The sequence below is a fragment of the Paenibacillus sp. Dod16 genome (genome assembly GCF_049893405.1).
Taxonomy (GTDB): Bacteria; Bacillota; Bacilli; order Paenibacillales; family Paenibacillaceae; genus Paenibacillus_AQ.
Genome location: NZ_JBNDYG010000001.1, coordinates 59,498 through 77,389 on the forward strand (window position 1 = coordinate 59,498; position 17,892 = coordinate 77,389).

Annotated in this window: 13 protein-coding genes; 7 read left to right on the forward strand and 6 right to left on the reverse strand. The window is 51.3% G+C overall.

The annotated features are described in order from the left end of the window. Positions 1–72 precede the first annotated feature (72 nt). Positions 73–1,107: a hypothetical protein gene (locus ACPV3A_RS00260; RefSeq protein ID WP_426197843.1), complete on the forward strand. Its 1,035-nt coding sequence runs from the start codon at positions 73–75 to the stop codon at positions 1,105–1,107. 111 nt (positions 1,108–1,218) lie between these two features. Here ACPV3A_RS00260 and ACPV3A_RS00265 read toward each other — a convergent pair whose 3' ends face one another. The 6 genes from ACPV3A_RS00265 to ACPV3A_RS00290 all read right to left on the reverse strand — a co-directional run bounded on the left by ACPV3A_RS00265 (position 1,219) and on the right by ACPV3A_RS00290 (position 8,990). Beyond that, on the reverse strand, positions 1,219–1,773 hold the full coding sequence (locus ACPV3A_RS00265) for a hypothetical protein (RefSeq protein WP_426197967.1): 555 nt from the start codon (positions 1,771–1,773) through the stop codon (positions 1,219–1,221). A gap of 123 nt (positions 1,774–1,896) precedes the next feature. Then, a complete protein-coding gene (locus ACPV3A_RS00270; protein WP_426197844.1) occupies positions 1,897–3,486 on the reverse strand; it encodes a PTS sugar transporter in 1,590 nt (529 codons plus the stop codon). Positions 3,487–3,636: 150 nt separating this feature from the next. Next, a complete protein-coding gene (locus tag ACPV3A_RS00275) occupies positions 3,637–4,989 on the reverse strand; it encodes a hemolysin family protein (RefSeq protein WP_194540006.1) in 1,353 nt (450 codons plus the stop codon). An 814-nt stretch (positions 4,990–5,803) separates the two neighbouring features. Further along, positions 5,804–7,663, reverse strand: a complete 1,860-nt coding sequence (locus ACPV3A_RS00280; RefSeq protein ID WP_220687253.1) for an LTA synthase family protein — start codon at positions 7,661–7,663, stop codon at positions 5,804–5,806. A 269-nt stretch (positions 7,664–7,932) separates the two neighbouring features. Then, positions 7,933–8,622: a CidB/LrgB family autolysis modulator gene (locus ACPV3A_RS00285; RefSeq protein WP_071218792.1), complete on the reverse strand. Its 690-nt coding sequence runs from the start codon at positions 8,620–8,622 to the stop codon at positions 7,933–7,935. Further along, a complete protein-coding gene (locus tag ACPV3A_RS00290) occupies positions 8,619–8,990 on the reverse strand; it encodes a CidA/LrgA family protein (RefSeq protein WP_100541038.1) in 372 nt (123 codons plus the stop codon). Before ACPV3A_RS00290 ends, ACPV3A_RS00285 begins: the two co-directional genes overlap by 4 nt. 126 nt (positions 8,991–9,116) lie before the next feature. On the opposite strand from ACPV3A_RS00290, the gene cidR reads away from it, so the two are divergent. From cidR to rsgA, 6 genes are all read left to right on the forward strand, one after another. Further along, entirely contained in the window at positions 9,117–10,007 is an 891-nt protein-coding gene (cidR, locus tag ACPV3A_RS00295) for a cidABC operon transcriptional activator CidR (RefSeq protein WP_071218794.1), read from the forward strand. 99 nt (positions 10,008–10,106) lie between these two features. Continuing rightward, entirely contained in the window at positions 10,107–11,738 is a 1,632-nt protein-coding gene (locus ACPV3A_RS00300; RefSeq protein ID WP_426197845.1) for a catalase, read from the forward strand. Between the two features lie 196 nt (positions 11,739–11,934). Continuing rightward, positions 11,935–12,978: an oxidoreductase gene (locus tag ACPV3A_RS00305; protein WP_194540003.1), complete on the forward strand. Its 1,044-nt coding sequence runs from the start codon at positions 11,935–11,937 to the stop codon at positions 12,976–12,978. A 146-nt stretch (positions 12,979–13,124) separates the two neighbouring features. Beyond that, positions 13,125–13,919 carry a delta-lactam-biosynthetic de-N-acetylase gene (gene pdaA, locus ACPV3A_RS00310; protein ID WP_194540002.1) on the forward strand — a complete coding sequence of 265 codons (795 nt, stop codon included), beginning with the start codon at positions 13,125–13,127 and terminating at the stop codon, positions 13,917–13,919. Between the two features lie 147 nt (positions 13,920–14,066). Further along, entirely contained in the window at positions 14,067–16,355 is a 2,289-nt protein-coding gene (locus ACPV3A_RS00315) for an ATP-dependent DNA helicase (protein WP_194540001.1), read from the forward strand. 398 nt (positions 16,356–16,753) lie between these two features. Beyond that, on the forward strand, positions 16,754–17,866 hold the full coding sequence (rsgA, locus tag ACPV3A_RS00320; RefSeq protein WP_426197846.1) for a ribosome small subunit-dependent GTPase A: 1,113 nt from the start codon (positions 16,754–16,756) through the stop codon (positions 17,864–17,866). Positions 17,867–17,892 lie beyond the last annotated feature (26 nt).

The following is a 17,892-nucleotide window of genomic DNA, read 5'->3' on the forward strand; positions in this document are numbered from 1 at the left end:
CAGCGGTTATAATAGGGTGTCAGGATATTGACCATGATTGATAAACCATTTGCATGAAGGACGGATGATAACTTGAAGAAACATCAGTGGATCGCCACGCTGCTTTCTCTGATATGCACCGGGCTCGGGATGTTTTATATCGGGACGCCGGGTATGATTATAGGCGGAACGATGCTTATGGCGTTTCAGGGAGCGGCTTTGTTTATTTTTTTCATGACATTGGGATTTTTGGGCCTGATTATTGGTCCGCTCGCTATTGGACTACATATTATAGGTCTGATTATACCGGTTATTTATTTCAACTACCGATCACCCAAGAAACCGATGTTCGACGAGAAGCGGAAGCGCCAACTCGCCTCTCCTTGGAAAATCGTCTTGCGGACGGTGATTGGACTTGCCCTGTTCGCCGGGTCCATCTACGCGGGGTATACCTGGGGATCTGCTCCGTTCATGAAGACGGCCGCCGAGAAACGAGAGGTCCAGGAGGCGGCAGAGTCCTATTTGGAACAGAAGTACAACGAACCCTTTAAAGTTACGGACGTGGACTATACCTGGGCCATCGGCTCATACAATCTGAGAGCCCATCCGGTACAGTCGCCTGAGCTGGAATTCACGCTTAGTAGCAATGAAGCCAGCCCTCCCAGCATATCGAATGATACATATTTGAATCTGCTTTGGGGACAGCAGCTGAGAGACCGGCTGAAACCACTGCTGGCTGAGCTTTATCCGGACCAGGCGTTTGCGAATGCTTATGTTAACTCCGATTTCGACACCATCGAGCGTGATTATAACCAACTCGTAAATACTGACGGGAATATCAGTCAGAATATCAGTTTAATCGTATTCGCGGATCTGACGGCAGACAATCTGGCGCAAGAGAAGGAACGGGTGCTGGAGCTGATTCGGCGGCTGCCTTCGGTGGCGGTACCGGGGGAGACGGACCTTCACATTGAATATTATGGGGCGGATTTGAAGACGCCGGACCGTGTAAAGAAGCTAGAGCAGGATTTTGATATGAATGGGAAACAGAGCACCCATATTTTCAGGGAGTTTGATATTTCGAAAATCACGTCCACGGATGACATTGAAATCAGAGGACTGGAATGAGGAGTATGGAAAAATTGAAGGATTGGATTGCCTCTATTCCGATTAAAAGCCAGGCTGAGTTCGTGACTCTGCCTGGCTTTTTCAAGTATTCGTTAGGGGGAAATGGGAGCTTCAGCGCTGGGACAGATGAATGATGCGCCCTTTCTGGGTCTGCTTCATGGTCAGCTTCAGATTTAAGGCTGTGGCCATGTTTCGGACAGGTACGTAGAGGGTGTTCTTGATAAAAAGAGGGCCGTTATACTTGCTCTCATCAAGCTTGCAATGGTCCGATTCCTCGGGGCATAGCTTGGCCGGCTTATAAATATCGATATCGTTCACGTTCATCTCTTGCGTTGCCCGCCGAACGATCGTATACCCCCATCTGTCGTTGCCCCATATCGATACCGGGGGGCTGTTCGCAGCCTTCACGTCATATTGATGAAAGTTGTCCAACTCCTCCTTCAGCGTATAGGAAATTTCATACCCCATTGCATCGGCTAAGGACTTGAGCGGAACGTACGCTTTGCCTTTGTGAACAAGAACGCTAGTCATGGGGGTGCCTGCTGCCTTCACGGAATAGTTCTCTGCATCGTTAGCGGCTGCTTGTTCGCTGTTCCAGATTAGCGAAGCGGCCAGCAGGACACTTGTCAGCGCGAACAACGATATTCTTCTGAATTTCACGATCATCATAACCTCCTTCCGTTTTTCGAATGGGTATAGGCATCCAAATCAAGGAGCCTATCTATAATATAAACCCTTTTTCAGGACATTTGGTTAGTTAAAATCCTGCTTATTGGAGCTGACCATATCCTACATGCTCACGGTGTTTTTCGCATCCCGATAACCGGACAGTTTGTTTACGAAGAACGTAATCAGGAACGAGCAGAGCATGCTGGCTGCCATGGAGATCAGGAAGCCAATGGTGTTATTCGATGTGATGGGACCGATAAAGGAAGGCACGTAGGCGGTTCCCCGAACGCCGAATAAACCGACGAGCATGCCGCCAAGACCTGCGGAAGCAATCGCTCCAGCAAACACGAGTTTGTTCGAAAACATGAAGGGATAGGCGGCTTCAACGAAGGTGCCAAAACCCATATTGATAGCAAACCCGGGAGCCGCTACGGCCGCTTCTCCCTTATCCCGCGGGGCGATAATGTTGGCCAGCGTGATTCCTGCGGACACCATCACCAGACCGACCATATCCACCGCGCCGAGGAAGCTGTTGCTTGTTGTCTCCATCTCCAGCAGTACAATTGGCAGGATGGCCGCATGATAAACGCCGCCAATGATCGCGGGCCAGATCAGCAGGCCGGCAATCAATCCGGCTATAGCCGGGCTCCAGGAGACAAGCGTTTCGATCAGGAAGCGGATGCCTTGCCCTGCACTCAGCGCAATCGGTGCAATGAGGAAGTAAACCAGCAGACCGGCAATCAGTCCCGATATACCGCCTGCAACAATGTTGACCGTGGTTGYGGGGAAACGCCACTCCACGCACTGGCGGAATATGTAATGGACGATGATACCTGCGCCAATTCCGCCAATGATGCCTCCGATAATGCCCCCCTCGACGGAGAGGACACCTGCCACGATGCCTGCCACGATGGATACCTCGTCCAGTTCGGATACCTGTTTGGCAGCGATCACAGCAACGATGACCGGCAGCGCCTTAATCAATAGATCAAACACTTCGGTCAGCGAGGATAACCCCGGGATTTTGCTGACTGCGAGAATCAGGGCCATGCCGATAAACCCGGGGAGGGATGCCATCATAATGCCCCGAATATTGATGCGCCGCCATGGCGACGAGCTTCCGGACGCTCCGTGAAGGTTCGCGGCTGCATTTCCGATGACCGGCCGATACGTTAGTCGCCAATGCTTGCTGAGGGAAGTAACAAAGGTGACCGCGCGGGTTCGGTTGGTGGTTCCGGTGGTACCCGAAGCGGCGATGACATGCGCGCCTTTGGTTTGGATGATGGCCATGGAAGCTCCGCCAGTACCGGTCACTGGCAATCGGAACTTGGCAGCAGCCTCAATGGCGTGCCGGTTGCTGCCCTCAGGGTCGGCACTCATAACGATGATGCCGTCAATCTCGCCGAGTTCAATCTGCTCGGCAATCTCCCGGTCCAGCCGTTCAGCCGCCTGATTGACCTGCTTAAGAGTGCCCTCGGCAATAACGATGGGCTCCCCTTGAGAAATGCTCCAGCTGAAAAGCGCGGCGGGCGTTGTATCCTTGGCTGCATCCATGGAGACCTGGGCAGCAATAAACTGCAGCGCCCCGCAGGACAGGCCTGCGCTCTCCAGCTGCATCAATATCTCATCCAGCAGCTTGCGCGGGTCTTTGCCGCCGAGATTGTACAGATTGCCCCCGCTGCTCCCAATGATAGCGATTTGACGATTCATGACTTGCTGCCCCCCATATGTATAAAATTCGATTATTTCTATATTACAGCAGAGTTATAACTTGTTAAAGTGTTAAAATGCCATTCCGGTATACGAAAAGCCGCCATGCATAACCCGGTAAGGCTGCATGGCGGCTTGGCTATCTGTTATCTATTCGTTGTTTTCGCTTGCAGCTGCGACGGCAGCTGCTTCTTCCGCTGCTGTTTCGGCTGTTTCTTTAACAATTTGCAGCTTCGTGTAGCGGTGGGTCTTCTTCTCGATGATGGTAAACGTCAGTTCACCGTAAGTCCATGTATCGCCTTTGGCAAGCTCGGAGTTATGTCCGTACAGCCAGCCGCCGATCGTATCCAGGTCATCGGTGCTCAGGTCGATGTGAAGCAGATCGTTGATCCGGTTAATGGATACCTTGCCGTCGGCAATAATGCGGTTCGGCTCAGGTTGGGTCAACTCGCGTTCTTCATCCTCGTCGAATTCGTCGCGGATTTCGCCGACGATCTCCTCGAGAATATCCTCGATGGTGATCATCCCCGAGGTGCCGCCGTATTCATCGATCAGGATGGCCATATGCGTGCCTTCCTGCTGCATTTTCCGAAGCAATTTCTTGATCGGTATCGCTTCGGATACCGTCATGGCCGGATGAATCAGCTTGGTCAAGTCGATGTTGGAATTGTCATCAAACTCCAGAAAGAACTGCTTGGTGTTCACCATGCCGACGATCTGGTCCTTGTCACCGCGTACAACCGGAAAACGGGTGTACTGCTCGCGCTTGATGATCTGCAGATTAGTGGCAAGCGGCTTATCGACATACAGGCAGATCATATCGGTACGGGGGACCATAATTTCTTTGGCAAGCATATCATCAAAAGCAAAAATTCGGCTTACATAACCGTATTCAGCTTGGTTGATCTTTCCGCTCTCATAACTGTCGCTCAGAATCATGCGGAGTTCTTCTTCCGAGTGAGCTTCCTCGTGCTCACTGGCGGGATGCATGCCGAACAGACGAACGATTTTGTTGGCGGATCCGTTCAGCAACCAGATGAACGGGTACATGATCCGGTTAAACCAGATAATAGGTGTCGCACAGAGGAACGACACGGCTTCCGCTTTATTAATAGCAATCGTCTTCGGCGCAAGTTCACCGATAACGACGTGAATATAAGTCATGATAATAAATGCAAGCAAAAACGAGATTAGCGATCCGATGGCCGCAGGAATTGCAAAGCTATCAAACACCGGGTGAAGAATTTTCTCGATGGTCGGTTCCCCGAGCCAACCAAGACCGAGCGCCGTGATGGTAATTCCCAGCTGACACGCGGACAGATATCCATCCAGATTCGAAGTTACCTTTTTGACGGCAAGCGCGCCTTTGCGCCCTTCCATTACCAATTGGTCTACCCGGCTGGGGCGAAGTCTTATGATAGCAAATTCCGTCATAACGAAAAAAGCGGTAGCTGCGATAAGCACAGCGACTAAGAATAAATTTAAGCCTATACTGTCATCCAAACAAAACACATCCTTTTTTATCTGATCCGAATTAGTTTTTTATTAACCATCACTTACTATGCATGGCTGTCAACATAATTCGACCGGAATTTTAAAGGGTCTAGTTTCATGTGCTTTAGGAGCAGAAACATATCGGTATCCGTGCGGCATGTAACGTTATGCAAGGAAAGCAGAGACACATGGAATTTTGACTCCAGCATCAACCGAACGGGTTCCGGGCTCTTGGGCACCGGCGTTGGCGATGGAAGAGTCCCTTCAGACGCTTCCATTCCCTGCGTAGCAGCAGCGGAATCGGAAATGTCCACCAGGGGGACATGCGTAAAGGAAGCAATCAGAAGAAGGCCAAGTGTTGAACATATAATTCTGTTTATCCTTCGTATGGGGTCCAAGTCGGATCGTCACTCCTACAATTCATAATCGATTTGTTCATAAAAAATATATGGCTTAATTAGCAGCGTATGAGTATGAGTCATTTAAGTTGTTGTACGTAATTTCACCACGAATGCGGGTTTCAAAACAAGGTATATTGCTAAGATTATAAAATTTATAGTTTTCAGCGAAGCGTAAGCAACTCTTTAATCGCATTTATAGTTTTGGGGTCCCCGCAAAGTATTTGGAATAAGCATCGAAGCATAGGCTCCACTTTGTGGGGCTATTTTATTAATCATAAGAAAAAGTAAGCCACTATGTCAAATAACCGTCGCCCTCGGGTTGAAAAACCTTATGCATCAAGGGATGCCGGCGATTCTCTGCCAAACACAAAAAAGGACAACTCTTTCGATTTATCGAAAGAGTTGTCCTATTAAGCAACGGGCTATTTATGGTATGGCAGCTGTTTGATATAGCTGTCCGACAGATGGAGCAGCTGCAGCGCGCGTTCGAATTCTTCCTTGGTCGCCTGGGTCCTCTTCTCGTCCGCGTTCGGAAGCGGATGCTTGGTTCCATCCTCAAAGCCGATTCCCGGGATGTACAGGGTCGTATTGTTAATAAAGGTACCGGAAGGAAGGTAATACCGTTCCGGCAGCAAGTTATTATCGGTGTTGTTTATCAGATCCTGGCCGAAATGAAGCTGATTGTCCATCGATACGCCGAGCAGGTTAGCCACCGTTGGCAAGAGGTCGATCTGCCCGCCGACTTGCTCCTTGACTTCCGGCTGAAGGCCTTTTCCATGGATCATAAGCGGGATATTGATCATATCGCCGGAGTTATAATCACGGCCATAAATTTCGTGCATCAGCTCTTTATCCTTGTTGTCCAAGGAATAAATCGGCAGTCCGAGGTGGTCTCCGTAGAGAACAATCAGGCTGTTATCCCACACGCCGTCTTTCTTCAGCTGCTCAATGAATTTACCAAGCGCATCATCGGCGTAATTCTGCGAACGGATGTAGTCGCCGACGAAGGTGCCTTCATAACGCTCCGGCAGCGTCATCCGATATTTATCTTCAGGAATCGTGAACGGATGGTGAGCCGACATGGAAATGACATGGCTATAGAACGGTTTATCGGCTTCGTTCATCTTCTTCAGCTCGGCTGCGGTTTTGGAATACAGGGCATCATCCGAGGCACCGAAGAACAGCTTATCTTCATCGCCGAAGAATGCTTTATCGTAATAACGGTTGAAGCCGAGCGCCTTGTACAGCTCTCCACGATTCCAGAATTCCACCACATTGGTGTGGAAAGTGGCGGTATCATAACCTTCCCCTTGCAGCAATCTCGGCAGGCTTGGCAGAACTCTGTCGGCATAATGCTGCGTTGCCGCTCCCCGCGGCGGAATGTAGAAGGATGTATTCACCACAAACTCGGCATCCGAGGTATTACCTTGGCCGACATTCTGGTAGAAGTTCGGGAAGTATTGGCTCTCGCGGGCCAGCTTGTTGATGTTAGGCGTAATTTCCTTGCCGTCAATCTTGAGGTCGACCAGGAACTCCTGGAAGGACTCCATCTGGATAATGATCAGGTTCTTCCCTTTGGCGACACCTGAAAGCAGGGCTTCCTGATCAGCCGCTCCGAGGCCCTTCAATTCGTTGACTTTAGCCTGCGTGATGGTCTTGGCATCCACAAGCTCTTTGTTCTCCTGCTGGAAAATCGTATAGGCCTCATAGTTAAGAATGCCCATCTCCTGCGCCTTCACGATTTCGTTCATGCTTGCGCGGTTCGGCATAATCTGGAACAGGCACAGCATTAAAGAGACAACGAAAACAATAGGGATAATCTTGCGCTTTTCCTTCTTGGCATGCCGAATCTTCCATTTTTTGACGCGGTCACTTCGCCATAATAGAAAAAACATACCGATGATATCCGTGAAGATCAGCAGATAGTAAGGGTCCATCAAGGAGAATACGCTATTGCTTACCGCGGTTACCTGATTGACCTGCTCCAGCGCGTGATACGTAACAATGACACCGTAATATTTATAATACATAATGGCTGCGAAGAATATGGCGGTCAGCAATAAGTTAACACTCATATAGGCAGCGAGCTTTCGCTTGGAAGCGAACCATTCGATTAAGCTGAATGCAAGCCAAATAAAAGGAATTTCCGTAATGAGCGGCTTCCATGGCATGACATCATCAAAAATGACCATCCAGGCCAGGTAGCTTTTGAGCAGCATAATGACAGAGAAAAATATAAAAGGCTTCGTAATCGTTAACCGAAACCGCGAGGTGGAAAACACCTGTATCGCCTTCCTTTCAATGCCGCGGTATACCTAATTCTAGAACTCCAGCGGCCATTCGTTATTTAAGAATCGATAGACGTTATTCTTACTGTTGATATACATTCCGTATACCATTTATTTTACAAAACTAATGAACAGAACTTATTATGACCTCTTCGGAGGAGGTTGTCAAAGAGTTAAAGTAAGTCCCCAAGCTTCTTATAACAACATAAAATAGACAGCCAAAAAAACCGGCCATCGCCGGTTTTGTCAGGGTCTCAGCAATATTAATAAAGAAAGGACATAATCAGTGGTGCGGTTCCTAGGGTGAAGAGAGCGGCAACGATCATCGAAATGCTGGAGATCGTCCCCGAAAGGGAGCTGAATTCGAATGCCTTGGAGGTGCCGGTTCCATGGGCGCTGGTTCCAAACAGCACACCTCTTGCGATATCGCCCCGAATCCGGAAGATCCGCATGACGGCCGGTCCGATCATGGAGCCTAGAATCCCGGTCATAATGACAAAAACGGCGGTCATGTTCGGCACCCCTCCAATGACCTCCGAGACGTTCATGGCAATCGGCGTTGTTATGGAGCGCGGCACGAGACTGGTGGCGAGCGAGCTGTTCAGGTGCATCCATTTTGCGAGAAATGCGGAGGATATCATCGCAAGTACCGATCCGGTCAGCACGCTGAGCATAATCTCGGCCGCATGCTTTTTAAGGGTTTGGAAGTTTTTGTACAAAGGCACGGCAAAAGCGATTGTAGCCGGTCCAAGCAGCTTGCTGATCCACTGCGCCCCTTCATTGTATGATTCATAGGATACGCCTGTTTGTGTCAATATCACAACAATTAGTACAGGAGTAATGAGGAGCGGTGACAAATAGACCTTTGGCAGGCGGCGATACAGTTTTTTGGCCCCCCCATAAATCCCGATCGTTAACAATAAGCCGAGAATTACCGTCAACAGGATGTTCATGGTGTTTTTCGCTCCTTTCTGGATGAGATGAAGCCGGCGGTTAGTCCTGAGCTGACCATCACAATGACGGTGCTAAACAAAACCACGGCTAGAATCTGGAGCCCTTCGGCCTCCAGCATCGGGAAATATTTCATGATGCCAACTGCAGCAGGAATAAAGAACAGCAGCAATTCGGCGAGCAGCCAATTAGCGCCAAGTTCGATCCACTCTAGGCGGAGGACTTTGGTTTCGAGAAGTATGAATACTACAACGATTCCGAGAATGCTGCCCGGAATTCCTATATTCAGCCAAGCGGCCAGTTGATCCATCCCTAAGGAAAGAAGCATGAAACCGGCCACTTGGAGCGTTCCTTTCAGCATATTGATCATGACCGGCCTCCTTTATTTTCATTGGTAATGAAATTTTACAACGATAATTTTCATAGGTAAAATGCATATATCGAATGATATGCATTCCATTTATCTATACATAGAAGAAACCGGAGGGAGTATCGGATGGATATACGGCACCTGGAGTATTTTCTTGAGGTAGCGAGGAACCAGAGCTTCACCAAGGCTGCCGAGAAGCTGTATATTACGCAGCCAACGATCAGCAAAACGATTCGCAACATGGAGGACGAGTGGGGCGTAACCTTGTTTTATCGGCAGGGCAAGCGGATTGAGCTGACGGACGCGGGTCATATCATGTATCAGCAGGCGCAGCAAATGGTGGATTCCTTTCAGCGGGTATCGGCCGAGCTGGAGGATCTTATGAACCTGAAGCGCGGACATCTCCGTATTGGGCTTCCGCCTATGGTAGGTTCAAGCTTTTTCCCGGAAGTGATCGGGCAGTTCCACCGGGAATATCCGAAGATTACCATTCAGCTGATTGAAGATGGGGCGAAGAAGGTCGAAGCGGATGTGGAAAGCGGTCAGACGGATATCGGCGTTGCGGTGCTGCCGGTCAATGAGGATGTATTCCATTATTATTCCTTTGTCAAAGAGAAGCTGAATTTGCTCGTCCATCCTTCTCACCGGCTCGCAGACAGAGATCATGTGCACCTGAATGAGCTTGCTGATGAGGCGTTTGTATTGTTTCGAGAGGACTTTACGCTGCATGACCGGATTATCCGCGAATGCGTCAGCGCGGGCTTCGAGCCAAGGGTGGTCTATGAAAGCTCGCAGTGGGATCTCATCAGCGGCATGGTGGCCGCGAATCTGGGCATCGCACTGCTGCCAGAGACGATCTGTAAGGAAATCGATTCTTCGCGCGTGACGATACTGCCGCTGGATAATCCCTCGATCCCCTGGCAGCTCGGGATGATCTGGAGGAAGGACCGGTACCTGTCCTTTGCCGTCAGGGAATGGATCAGCTTTACACGCGCACTGTTGGGTGAGCATGATTAAGTTTGTTTTAAATTAAAGGACATTTCATACATTTTCACTCCTTGGACATAATATCCATAGTAAGAGAACCCATTTTACAAGCCTTATATCCAAGGAGGAATGACATTCGTGAGTGGCCAAGATCATGATGCTAATAACGGAATAAACCAAGAACGGGCAGGATACGCCGAGAATCGGGGCGAGACGGAGCGGGAGGATACGCTGACGAACCGCCAGGGACATCCTATTTCGGATAATCAGAATGTGAGAACGGTAGGGAATCGGGGTCCGATGACCCTGGAGAATTATCATTATCTGGAGAAAATCACGCATTTTGACCGTGAACGTATTCCGGAGCGCGTTGTGCATGCAAGGGGGGCTGGAGCTCACGGTTACTTTGAAGCTTACGGGAAAGTGGGCGATGAGCCTGTTTCGAAATATACCCGGGCCAAGCTGTTTCAGGTTGAAGGCAAGCGCACACCGGTGTTTGTCCGGTTCTCCACCGTTATCCACGGCGCCGGCTCACCGGAAACGCTTCGGGATCCGCGCGGGTTTGCTGTGAAATTTTACACCGAAGAAGGCAACTGGGATCTGGTCGGCAACAACCTGAAAATATTTTTTATCCGTGATCCGCTCAAATTTCCGGATATGGTCCATGCGTTCAAACCGGATCCAGTATCCAACGTTCCGGGTCCAGTCGGCATGTTCGACTTTGTATCCCGTTCCCCGGAAGCGACGCATATGATCACGTTTGTCTTCTCCCCATGGGGCATTCCGGCTAACTACCGCCAAATGCAGGGCTCTGGTGTGAATACATACAAATGGGTCAATGCAGAGGGCAACAGTGTGCTGATCAAATATCACTGGGAGCCGCTTAAGCAAGGCATTAAGAACCTTACGCAGGAAGAAGCAAACAAGATCCAAGCCATGAATGACAGCCATGCGACACAGGATTTATATGAGGCCATTGAACGCGGGGATTATCCGGAATGGGAGCTATGCGTTCAGATTATGAGCGATGATGAGCATCCGGAGCTGGAATTCGATCCGCTTGATGCAACCAAGCTGTGGCCGGAAGATCAATTCCCGTTCCTGAAGGTAGGCAAAATGGTGCTGAACCGCAATCCGGAGAACTACTATAACGAAGTGGAGCAAGCGGCCTTCGGCACGGGCGTGTTGGTGGATGGTCTCGATTTCTCGGACGACAAGATGCTCCAAGGTCGCACATTTTCTTACTCGGATACCCAGCGGCATCGGGTGGGCACCAACTATCTGCAGCTGCCGATCAATGCGCCGAAGAAGCGGGTCGCTACCAATCAGCGCGGCGGGCAGATGTCTTATTACGTGGATAAGGCACCAGGGCAAAGCCCGCATGTGGATTACGAGCCATCCATGACCGACGGTCTGGTGGAAGCCGCGCAGACAGCGAAGCCTCATCAACCCCATTATAATGCCAACCTCGTCCGGCAGAAGCTGGATCGCACGCTGGACTTCAAGCAGGCCGGGGATACGTACAGAGCCTTTGAGGATTGGGAACGAAACGAATTGATTAGCAACCTGGTGGGTGCGCTTATCCAATGCGATATTCGGATTCAAGACAAGATGGTGGAATATTTCACGAATGCGGATGAGGATTATGGACGCCGCGTGCGGGAAGGACTCGAGCAGGCCAGAAAGGGCTCGAACGAGAACGTACGGGAGCAGGCGGTAGAGGATGCAAACCGCATGGGCCATGAGGCGGATCCTTACTAAAATTCGCTAGGCCGAGAGCGGTCTCCAGGTTATGATTTGCTATGGCAATAAAGAAAGCCGCCTGCACAGTGATTAATGTGCAGGCGGCTTTACCATTTGAGGTTGTAAAATATTTGCGGAATGTTAAGATGTTGCAAGGAATCAAAACGATACATATCGAATCAACATAGAACCATGGGAAGAGGAGGCTTGCTTTATGGCAATACAAGCGGGAATCATCGGCTACGGCCTGTCCGGGTCGGTGTTTCATGCACCTATCCTGAGAAGCGTGCCGGATTACGAAGTCCACACGGTTGTGTCATCAGATCCGGACAAGGTTCATAAGGATTTGCCTGATACGGCAGTTGTCGATAGCGTGGATGAGCTTTTGTCTAATCCGGATATTGATGTTGTCATCATTACGAGTCCGAATGCAACGCATTACGAATATACCCGGTTAGCCATCGAGGCTGGTAAGCACGTGGTCGTCGAGAAGCCGTTTACCGTAACATCCGCCGAAGCGGATCAGCTGATTGATCTTGCCAAGCAGAAGGGAGTCCTGCTGACGGTATATCACAACCGCCGCTGGGACAATGACTTTCTGACCGTCCGCAATCTGCTGGAGACGGGGGCGCTCGGCAAGCTTTCCATTTATCAGGCACAGTTCAGCCGCTACCGTCCGGAGGTGCAATCGGAGCGGTGGAGGGAACAGGGAAATCCCGGGTCCGGCATTCTGTACGATTTAGGTTCGCATCTGCTTGATCAGGCGCTGTTCCTGTTCGGTCTGCCAGAGACGCTGTGGGCGGATTTGAGAAAGGAGCGCAAAGGGTCCAAAACCCATGATTATTTTCATCTGGTGCTGGGTTATAAAACGTTTCGCGTTATTCTGCATTCCGGTTCGCTGGTCCGGCAAGCCGGCCCGAAATTCGAGCTGCACGGGGATAAGGGAAGCTTCCTGAAGTATGGAACAGACCCACAGGAAGGACAGCTGAAGCAGGGGATGCACCCGGGGGATGCGGGCTGGGGTGAAGACCAGCCGGACCAGTACGGGGAGCTTGCTACCGAGCTGAGCGGGCTTGCGGTTCAGGGCGAGATTGAGACGCTGCCCGGCCGCTACCAGGCCTTTTATCAGGGACTGGCCGAAGCGATTCAGAAGGATGGCCCGTTACCCGTCCAGCCTGAAGAAGCCCGCAATGTTATTCGCATGATCGAGTATGCATTGCAGAGTCATCAGAAGGGCCGATTGATCAAGATCACGTGAGATGCCGCTGGATCACGGTATTGTAGTCCTGGTTGGCTAACACATAGTTTGCTCCGATTTGTGGGATATTAGGTGATGCTACCCTTGGTAGGTATTTCATCAGGGGAGTCGATCCATATCACACCAATGAAGGAGAGAGAACGGATATGAAGCAACGTGGTATCCTTCGTCCGGCCCTTATGCTTCTTATGAGCTTGGCGGTAATGCTGTCCATCGCCGGAGCGGCTTTGGCGGGCGGAAGCGGTCCGTTTCATTTTGGGTTCAAAAAAAGCGTCAATGGCCAGCTGCCCTCCATCAACGAGGAGGGTTTTAAGGAGCTCCTGAAAAAATACGATGCGATCTTCATGGGCGATGCTGAGCAGAAGGAGCTCTATCTTACGTTTGATAACGGATATGAGAACGGATATACTTCCCGTATCCTGGATACGCTCAAAGAGAAGAAGGTGCCTGCCACCTTTTTCGTGACCGGACACTACGTGAAGACGCAGGAAGATCTGCTGAAGCGGATGACGGCGGAAGGCCATATTATCGGCAACCATTCCTGGAATCATCCGGATGTGACCACGATCTCGGCAGAGAAGCTGACCGAGGAGTTGGAACGGGTGAAGAAGGAGGTTATTCGCATAACAGGTCAGCCGGATATGAAATATTTGCGTACGCCGCGGGGTATTTTCGATGAGCGGTCGCTGGCGACCAGCAAGCAGCTGGGTTACACCAATGTCTTCTGGTCGCTCGCGTATATGGATTGGGACGTGAAGTCCCAGCGCGGTGCGCAGTATGCTTATGATAAGGTAACCGCGCAGCTCCACCCGGGCGCCGTGATCCTGCTGCACTCGATCTCCAAGGACAACACCGAGGCGCTTGGGCGGATCATTGACGAAGCCAGGAATCGGGGGTACGAGTTCAAGAGTTTGGATCAGATGCAGAAGAAAGCCCCGTAAGCATATGTTGCATACAGCGTGCAGAACGCCATCCTGTCAGGATGCCTTCTGCACGTTTTTTTGTTTCGAATGAATTCGGATGCTTCGCTTTCAGGAACGAATGTTTGGTATAATACCCTTCATAGAACATGAACGAAGGAGACCATCATGCCTCATACTATCCAAATATCCGTCAGGCCGCTGGTGGAATACGTCTTTCGCAGCGGCAGCATTACCTCGGGTTTTCGCACGGCGACATCCCTGACCGAGGGAACCCGGGCGCATCAACAGGTGCAGCGCGACTATGGTGAGAATGATCAGAAGGAAGTTCAGCTTGAAGTCGAGATTCCTTACGAGGATCTTCTGTTTGTCGTGGAAGGTCGCTGCGACGGTCTGATTCATGAGGAAGAGCGGATCGTGATTGACGAGATCAAGTCGACTTCCGGCGATTTGGGCGTGATTACGGAGCACACGTACCCCGTTCATTGGGCACAGGCCCAAATGTACGCCTATATGTACGCCAAGCAGCATGAGATTCCGAAGATGGCGGTGAGATTAACCTACTTCCAGGTCCCGAGCGGAGAGCGGAAGCAGTTTGTACAGGAATGGAGCTTGGATCAGCTGGAATCCTTTGTCTTGGAGGTCGTGGCGGCTTATGCGCCTTATGCCAACCTGCTGCGGGAGCATGGCGAGCGGAGGGACCTGAGCATCCGCGAATTGAAGTTTCCGTTCCCCGCTTACCGCGAGGGACAGCGAAAGCTCGCCGGGGCCGTTTATAAAAGCATCGGGGAAGGACGAAGATTGTTTGCCAAAGCGCCGACGGGCATAGGGAAAACCATATCCACGCTGTTTCCTTCGGTTAAAGCGATCGGCGAGGGCCTGTTGTCGCGGATTTTTTATCTGACGGCCAAGACGATCACCCGAACCACCGCGGAGGAAGCTATGGCGCGTATGGAGCGTCAAGGACTCTGCATGCACACGGTCACGCTGACGGCGAAGGACAAGATTTGTTTCCGTGAAGCGGAAGGCTGCAGTCAGATGGGCTGCGCCTTCTCGGAGGGTTACTACGACCGGATTAACGGCGCCATACTGGACCTGCTCTCGAATGAAACATTGATCACGAGACCCGTTATTGAAGAGTACGCCCGGAAGCATACGGTGTGCCCGTTTGAGTTCTCACTGGATGCCGCGTATGCAGCCGATGCCGTCATCTGCGATTACAACTATGTGTTTGATCCGCGCGTATCCTTTAAGCGGATGCCGGAGGACGTGAAGAAACGCAGCGTGCTGCTCATTGACGAGGCGCATAATCTGGTAGACCGTGCGCGGGGAATGTTCTCGGCCGAGCTGAATAAATCGGCTTTTCTGGAGCTGCAACGGGCTTACAAAGAGAGCAATCCCGCGCTTTACAACGCGGCGAAGCGGGTGAATAACCGCTTTAAAGTGCTGCGTAAGGTCAGTGAGGAGGAAGAGCGGATTGTCGGGTCCCAGCAGCCGGAGATGATGGTTGAGCTTCTTGAGGATTTCTCGCTTCAAGCGGAGGCAGAACTGATGACCGGCAAGAGCGGGGATGAGGCCGATGCGCTCCTGGAGTGCTATTTTGCGGTGCAGGGGTATCTGCGCATCTCCAAGCTGTATGACGACCGATTTGTCACGTATGCGGAGATGAGTCAGAGCGAGGTGTTTCTCAAGCTGTTTTGCCTGGACCCCTCTTATTTGCTTCAGCAGGCGGGAAAAAACTACCGCTCCAGCGTATTTTTCTCGGCAACACTCATGCCGCTCGGATATTACCGCGACATGCTGGGAGCAGAGGAAGAGGACTACAGCCTCTCGATTCCCTCTCCCTTCTCTTCCGAGCAATTGGATGTTCGAATTTTACCGTTATCGACGCGCTTCAAGGATCGGGAGCGCAACAGCGAGGCCATCGTCCGGATGCTGAGTGCGCTGGTTCAGGAAAAGCCGGTAAACACCTTGATCTTCTTGCCGTCTTATCCCTACATGCAGGACATTCATGAGGCGTTTGCCAGAATGAATCCGGGAGCCCGTACTTTGCTCCAGGGGCATGGGATGAGCGAAGAGGAGCGGGAGGCATTCCTGAATGCCTTCCAGGCGGATGCGGAAGATCCGCTGATCGGCTTTGCCGTGATGGGCGGTATTTTCTCCGAAGGCATCGATTTGAAGGGAGAACGGCTTTCGAGCGTCGTGGTCATCGGGGTAGGACTGCCGCAGCTATCTTTCGAGAATGATATCATCAAGGATTATTTTGATCGTACCGGCAAGCGGGGATACGATTACGCCTACGTGTACCCCGGCATGAACAAAGTGCTGCAGGCCGGAGGGCGCTTGATCCGATCGGAGCAGGACAGCGGGACGCTGACGCTCGTCGATGACCGCTTTCTGAATCGACAGTACGGGATGCTGCTGCCGGAGGAGTGGAGGCATTACAGGCGCATCTAATTTTTTCATGAGATGTTGACACCTGGAAATTGGGCACCTATAATACGGATATATTAATTAAGCTGAAGGAGGCTGATGTCAAATGGTTATGATGCATAGTGGATGGGTCGCATTGACGTTGGTCTCTTTGGACGGGAAATTCTAATGGTATAGGGGTATAAGGCATGTAGCTATACTTGTCTTTAACTCCATACTGAAAGAGCCCGCAGGAGACCGTGCTTGGTATCCTGCGGGTTTTTTGTGTCTATGCAAGGGCTTGGTATGACCTTTATCGGCTTGGCCGTACGGGGTTTGATGCCTTCTTCTTGTATATATTCAGATTAGCCGCGGATACAAATCTGCGGTTTTTTTGTGTTTGATAACAACCAATCCAATAACGATAAGGGGATATAACGAATTTGACTAAACAAGACATGACCATGCTGCAAGCCTATGGATGGAATGAACATTGGAGTTTGATGGCCGGGCAGATCCCGCAGCAGGATAAAGCGCTGGTACCTGCACGCATCACAGCCCAATTCTCGAAGCAGTACCGCATTATTACGCAAGATGGAGAGCAATCCGCGATAGTCACGGGCAAATACGAATACGAAGCGACCAGCAAAAGCGATTTTCCCGCTGTTGGCGATTGGGTCATGGTGGAGCCGCTGCAAGGAGAATCCCGTGCCGTCATTCATCAGCTGCTCCCCCGAAAGTCCGCGGTGACGCGCAGGGAAGCGGGAAGCATCCCGGATGAGCAGATCATTGCCGCAAACATGGATACCGTGTTTATCATTAATGCGCTGAACAAGGATTTTAATGTCCGCCGGATTGAACGCTATCTGATTGCGGTCTGGGAGAGCGGAGCCGCACCCGTCGTGCTCCTTACCAAGGCGGATTTATGTGAATCGCCGGAAGATTATGTCGCGCAGGTAGAGGCTGTTGCACCGGGCGTGCCGGTTCATGCGGTGAGCTCCTTGATGGATCAAGGGAAGGAGCAGCTTGGGGAGTATCTGGTGCAAGGGAAAACAATCGCCATTACGGGTACCTCCGGTGCCGGCAAATCGACGCTGCTGAACTGGCTGTCCGGTCAGGAAATGCAGCGGGTTCAAGGGATACGTGAGGAGGACGCAAGGGGACGGCACACGACGACGCATCGAGAGCTCTTTGTGCTGCCGGGAGGCGCGATTATGGTGGATACGCCGGGCATGCGGGAGCTGCAGCTGTGGGATTCGGAAGAAGGGTTTGAGGCAACCTTTGCGGACATTGCCACGCTCGCCCAGCAGTGCCGGTTCCATGATTGCCGTCATGAGACGGAGGCCGGCTGTGCGGTCCGGGAAGCACTGCAGGACGGAACACTGGATGCGAAACGATACGCGAGTTACAAGAAGACGGAGCGGGAGCTCGCCCATATCGCCCGTAAAGAGAGGGTCAGCACTCGCCGTCAGAATAAGAGTTCAGGCAAGACCTCACGGAAGAGCGACAGAGACCGCAAGGGTACGTACCAGCAGCTCCTGTACGATGACGAATAATGGATGTTACGGGAGGTCCGGAGTCG